This window comes from Chthoniobacterales bacterium (assembly GCA_036569045.1).
In the GTDB taxonomy this organism is placed as follows: domain Bacteria; phylum Verrucomicrobiota; class Verrucomicrobiia; order Chthoniobacterales; family JAATET01; genus JAATET01.
Genome location: DATCRI010000001.1, coordinates 1 through 4,779, shown reverse-complemented (window position 1 = coordinate 4,779; position 4,779 = coordinate 1). Strand labels below are relative to the sequence as shown.

Below are 4,779 nucleotides of genomic sequence, written 5' to 3'. Positions count from 1 at the left end.
GAGCTAAGCCTCGCGGAGACATTCGACTTTCTTCAGGCGTGCCATCGCGGCGCGCCTTTTTTGTTTTTCAACGGGAACACGTTTGCGGAAATCGGTCGCGCAATCGTGAATGCGCTCTTCTACGACCTGCCACTCCTCCGACGAAAGGAGGTCGCATCCGCGGCGGCGCATTATGTCACAGGGGTGATGCGTCGCGAAGAGATGGGAGCCATGTTCCGAAGCGCCGTGCGGCTGCCGTCGTTCATCCCCGGCGACCGGGTGCGCACGCTTCGGGGGAGCACGCGTGGGGAGATCATCGCCATTCTCGGCGACGGCCGGGTGAAGTGGCGCACGGAATCCGGCTGCGAACTGATCGCAACGGCGGAGAGCCTGTTGCCTGAGGAGTAGGCAAGGGGAGAGACGCGGCGCGGCATGAGTTTCCACATCGTCAGCATCGACTCGCCGCAATGCTCGCTGAGCTGCAAGGACGGCCAGCTCACCTGCCGCACCGCCGAGGGCGAAAAACGACTGCCGCTCGAGGATGTCGCCTCGATCATTATCACGAGCTTTTCCGCGCAGATTCACAGCCACCTCTTCCTCGAGGCGGCCAAGCACGGTGTGGCCCTTATCATCTGCGAGGATTTCAAGCCCACGAGCCTCGTCCTGCCGGCAAACCGCTCGACGGATACGCTGCTCTCCCGCGCCCTGCTCAATCTCGACGAACGCTTCCTTGCGCGGCTCTGGGCGCAGACCATCGACGCGAAGTGCCGCAACCAATTCGCGCTCGCCGCGCACCTTGCCCCCGGCGACCGGTCGCTCGCCGCGCTGCGCGAGGTCGCGTGGGGCCGCAAGGCGCACAAGGAGGCAATCTACGCGAAGCTGTTCTGGCAAATCTTTGGCCGCAGCCAGGAAGCGCCGGAGTTCCAGCGCGAACGCAACGGCGCCAGCGCCGCCGGCCTCAATAATCTGCTCAACTATGGCTACGCCGTGTTGCTTTCGACGATCCTGCAGAAGCTCTTCGCGGTTGGGCTCGATCCCACCTTTGGCATCTCGCACGTCGTGCGCGAGCGAAGCACTCCGCTCGCCTACGACCTCATGGAACCGTTCCGCCCGTGCGTGGATTGGCGCGTCGCCCAGTGGGTGCGACAGAACCGCGGCGCGGAACGTTGGGAGGTCACACCCGCGTTTCGGAAATGGGTCACCGGCTTCCCGCTGGAGCGCGTCGGCTACCTCGATCTGGACCTCGAAGTGCGCGGTTGCATCGAGGGCGTCGTGCGCGGCTTTCGCCGGGCCGTGCTCAACGGCGACACGAAGTTCTACAAGCCATGGACACCGAAAAATTCAAAATGGGCTGGTTGATCGTCGCATTCGACCTGCCGGTCGGCACCAAGGAACAGCGGAAGGCGGCGCATGACTTCCGCGAATGGCTCAAGGACGACGGCTACGCGATGCTTCAATGGAGCGTCTATGCGCGGGCCTGCGTGACCTTTGCCCGGCAGGAGACGCACATCGACCGGGTAAAAAAGCAGCTGCCGGAGGAGGGAAGCGTGCGGGCGATTTTCGTCACCCGCGCCCAATGGGAGCGTAGCTTCGTGATCCACGGCTCCCCGGCCAGCGTGGTGCCAGCCGAGGAGCTCCCGGAGCAGATTCAACTCTGGTAGCGGCTCTCGCTGAGCGACTTGCGCTCAGCGAGTTTGCCGGGCCTGAAAGTGGATTCAAGGCAAAGCGCGAATGTCTCTGCTCGTTTCGTTCTTGACAGTTTGCCGGGCCTGAAAGTGGATTCAAGGCAAAGCTACATTTTCACGGGCGACGCGGAGAGCTACAGTTTGCCGGGCCTGAAAGTGGATTCAAGGCAAAGCGAGATGCTCTCGCCGGTGTTTGCCGAATTCAGTTTGCCGGGCCTGAAAGTGGATTCAAGGCAAAGCGCCGCGCATGGCGCGCTGCAGCTCGACGGCAGTTTCCTGCTCAGCCCCTCCATCTGGTAGAGCTTGGAATATTGACGTTATAACATCGGTGAAGACAGTGACCTCATGACGCTCGAACTCAAGCTCCGCAGGATTGGCAATTCCGTGGGTGTGGTGCTGCCGAAAGAGGCGCTGGCCTTCCTCAATGCGCAGGAGGGCGACCTGCTTTTTGTGACGGATGCCGCCGACGGCACGTTGCACCTGAGTGCGGTGAATCCCGAGGTCTCGCGCCAGATGGCGGAGGCGCAGGACATCATGCGCCGCTACCGGAACACGCTGCGCGAACTCGCGAAGTAGAAATGCCGACCCGAGTGCTTCTGCGAGATGGGCTGTGGGTTGCCCGAGCCGTCTCTGGCGTCGTTTGGCGAACCATCGGGCGTTCGTTGACTCGTCTGCCGGGACCGCGTAGTTGTTTGCGCCTCGCTTTTACATGAAGATTATCGACCGCTACGTGACGAAGAACGTGTTCGTCACCATGATGATTGGCATCGTCGTCCTCAGCCTCGTGCTGGTGCTGGGCAACCTGCTGAAGGAACTGCTCGACCGCCTCGTCAATCAGAGCGTGCCGCTGGAGATCGTGCTGGCGTTCATGGCCTTCGTGCTGCCGTTCTCGCTGACGTTCTCGATTCCGTGGGGATTGCTGACGGCGCTGTTGCTGGTCTTCGGCCGCATGTCGGCGGACAACGAACTGATCGCGCTGCGGTCGAATGGCGTGAGCATTCCGCGCATCTGCATCCCGGTCTTCGCGCTGGCCCTCACGCTGACCGGCATTTGTTTCTGGATCAACGCGGACGTCGCGCCGCGGGCGGCCCAGAAGATGGCGCAGGCGCTCTTCGAGGTGGCGACGAACAACCCGATCGCGCTTTTCGCGGCGGACGAGGTGGTGGACCAGATTCCCGACAAGCGCATCTACATCCGCAGCAAGAAGGGGAACGAGTTGAAGGACCTCACGATCTTCGACATCGACAGCGACGGCACGCCGCTGAAGGTGATCTTCGCGAAGCGAGGCGAGCTGGTCTCCGACCCGAAGAATCAGCAGCTCCTGCTGAAGTTCTACGACGCCCGTTACGAGCAGCGTGACGCGGACGATCCGCGCGACATCTACAAGATCCAGCAGGGCATCGTGATGAGCCAGGGCATGTTCCCGATCACGCTCGACTCGCTCTACGAGGCGAACAAGAAGGGCCAGCGCCTGGAGGCCTACACGCTGCCGGAGCTGAAAAAATACATGGACGAAGGCGCGGGCGGACAGCCGCTGGCGGCGAGCGTGGAATTCAACCGGCGCTTCTCGGCGTCGCTGGCCTGCCTGGCCTTTGCGCTGGTGGCCGTGCCGCTGGGCATCACGACGCATCGCAAGGAGACGTCGGTGGGCTTCGCGCTCAGCCTCGTGATCGCGTTCTCGTATTACTTCTTCATCATCATCGCGAACACGTTCTTTCGCGACAATCCGCACGCGTATCCGCAGGTGCTGATCTGGGTGCCGAACGTGATCTTCCTCGCGCTGGGCGGCGTGCTCTTCTACCGGCTCGCGAAGCGCTAGCGCTTCGCGCTACCGCGAGTTGAAGCAGGAAAGTTGAAGTTTAAGTGACGCGACGCGGCTTCGCCGCCGTTGGCGACTTCAAATTCAACTTTTGGCCTTCAACTTATTTCAGGAAGAAGCCGCGCTGCTTCTCGCTGATCGGGGCGCCGAGGCGCTCCATCACGAGGAGCATATCCTCCCAGACCTTGCGTTTCTCGCTGAGGGACTGGTTGCGGAGCAGGTAGGCGGGGTGATAGGTCGCCATGACCGGGATGCTCTGGTAGTCGAGCCAGCGGCCACGGAGCTGGTTCATCGGGCGCGTCTCGCCGAGCAGGCCCTCGACCGCAGTGGCGCCAAGGGCGACGAGCACCTTCGGCTGGATGAGCTCGATCTGCTTCGCGAGCCACGGAAGGCAGGTCTCCATTTCGGCGGACTTCGGCTTGCGATTCCCGCTCTCGCCGGGTGGCATGTCGGGCCGGCACTTGAGGACGTTGCCGATGTAAACCTCGTCGCGGGAGAAGCCCATCGTCTGGATGATCTTCGTGAGAAGCTGGCCGGCCTTGCCGACGAATGGCTCGCCCTGCACGTCCTCATCCGCGCCGGGCGCCTCGCCGACAAACATCAGCTCGGCATTCGGATTGCCGACACCGAAGACGACATGCGTGCGCGAGCGGACGAGATGCGGGCACTCGGTGCAGGCCAGCGCGGCGGCGCGCAGGGTGTCGAGGGTCCAGTCACGCGTCGGAATGATCCTGGGCGAGGTTGCCTCGGCGGCGGGAACCGGCCGGGCGGCGCCGGCTTCCGCCTTCGGGGCCGCGCCGGGCGCCGGAGCGGCGGGCTTTGCCAGCCTCTGGATGGCGCGCAGCCGCTCGACCGCGGCGTGAGGGGCGGTGGGCTGGCGACCGAGGCCGGCCTGAATATCCCGCAGGAGCGGGAGGGCGGCATCAAGGGCGGGACGGAGGCGATCCATGGCGGCCATCTTTCTCGTCGGACGCGGAGGGGACGAGCGGAAAATCGGCGGGAACGGGCGAAGTGAAACTCAGGCGTTCGCCGGTGCGAGGGTGGTCGAACGACAGCCGCCAGGCGTGGAGAAGATGCCGCTCGTATTTGCCGCGCTTCCCGTAGACAGGATCGCCGACGATGGGGTGGCCGAGGTGCCTGAGGTGCACGCGAATCTGGTGCGTGCGGCCGGTGCGAGGCCGGCATTCCACGAGCGAGAGGCCGTCCGCCGAGGTGAGCACCTTGTAGAGCGTGAGCGCCTCGCGACCTTTCTCGGCGGTCGTCACCTTCATCTTCTGGCGATTCACGGCGTGGCGG

Annotated in this window: 7 protein-coding genes and 1 CRISPR repeat array; of the genes, 5 read left to right on the top strand and 2 right to left on the bottom strand. The window is 63.7% G+C overall.

Features of this window, described 5'->3' with window-relative positions; genetic code table 11:
* The 5 genes from VIM61_00035 to VIM61_00015 all read left to right on the top strand — a co-directional run.
* Positions 1-387, top strand: a 387-nt coding sequence (locus tag VIM61_00035) for a hypothetical protein (GenBank protein HEY8898790.1), incomplete at its 5' end; no start/stop codon positions are given.
* 24 nt (positions 388-411) lie between these two features.
* Positions 412-1,338 (top strand): type II CRISPR-associated endonuclease Cas1, encoded by a 927-nt coding sequence (gene cas1 / locus VIM61_00030; protein ID HEY8898789.1) that lies wholly within the window; start codon positions 412-414, stop codon positions 1,336-1,338.
* Positions 1,305-1,640 carry a CRISPR-associated endonuclease Cas2 gene (gene cas2 / locus VIM61_00025; GenBank protein ID HEY8898788.1) on the top strand — a complete coding sequence of 112 codons (336 nt, stop codon included), beginning with the start codon at positions 1,305-1,307 and terminating at the stop codon, positions 1,638-1,640. Before cas1 ends, cas2 begins: the two co-directional genes overlap by 34 nt.
* A gap of 29 nt (positions 1,641-1,669) precedes the next feature.
* Positions 1,670-1,905: a CRISPR direct-repeat array (repeat unit 38 nt; unit sequence CAGTTTGCCGGGCCTGAAAGTGGATTCAAGGCAAAGCG).
* A gap of 104 nt (positions 1,906-2,009) precedes the next feature.
* Positions 2,010-2,240, top strand: coding sequence for a hypothetical protein (locus VIM61_00020; GenBank protein ID HEY8898787.1), 231 nt, complete (start codon positions 2,010-2,012; stop codon positions 2,238-2,240).
* Between the two features lie 133 nt (positions 2,241-2,373).
* The gene (locus VIM61_00015; GenBank protein HEY8898786.1) at positions 2,374-3,483 is read left to right on the top strand and encodes an LptF/LptG family permease; all 1,110 of its coding nucleotides are present in this window, start codon (positions 2,374-2,376) and stop codon (positions 3,481-3,483) included.
* A 103-nt stretch (positions 3,484-3,586) separates the two neighbouring features.
* Here the strand turns inward: VIM61_00015 and VIM61_00010 are convergent, their stop codons facing one another.
* Positions 3,587-4,432 (bottom strand): uracil-DNA glycosylase, encoded by an 846-nt coding sequence (locus VIM61_00010; GenBank protein HEY8898785.1) that lies wholly within the window; start codon positions 4,430-4,432, stop codon positions 3,587-3,589.
* The coding region (locus VIM61_00005; protein HEY8898784.1) for a pseudouridine synthase at positions 4,407-4,779 on the bottom strand (373 nt) is incomplete at its 5' end. The genes VIM61_00005 and VIM61_00010, both read right to left, overlap by 26 nt.